The 256-nt window shown below is 54.7% G+C and carries 1 pseudogene; it reads right to left on the bottom strand.

Features of this window, described 5'->3' with window-relative positions:
• Positions 1–240 (bottom strand): annotated as a pseudogene (locus KVT32_RS30635) (transposase); the annotation flags it as partial.
• Between the last annotated feature and the right edge of the window lie 16 nt (positions 241–256).

The raw sequence follows: 256 nt of genomic DNA, 5'->3' as shown, positions 1-256 counted from the left end.
GAAGATTCCGGGCGTCAGCCATTCGTTTCTCGCCATGGCTGCGGTCGTCAGGTCGTCTTTCGGACGAAGGGCCAGGCGCAAACTTTGACACACGCGTCCAAGAGACTCGCCTTCAAAGCTCAAATAAAGTGCGAGGATGTACTTGGTGTACGTGTCAATGATTACCGTGACCGTAGGTCGGCCAAGGGGGATGCCTCGATGGTCATCGATAACGTAAAGATCGAGGTCGGTGTGATCCATCTCCACACGCTCAAGC

Origin of the sequence: Achromobacter sp. GbtcB20 (assembly GCF_019091095.1) — a bacterium.
Lineage (GTDB): Bacteria > Pseudomonadota > Gammaproteobacteria > Burkholderiales > Burkholderiaceae_B > Achromobacter > Achromobacter mucicolens.
This window is presented reverse-complemented; position numbering and strand designations above follow the sequence as displayed.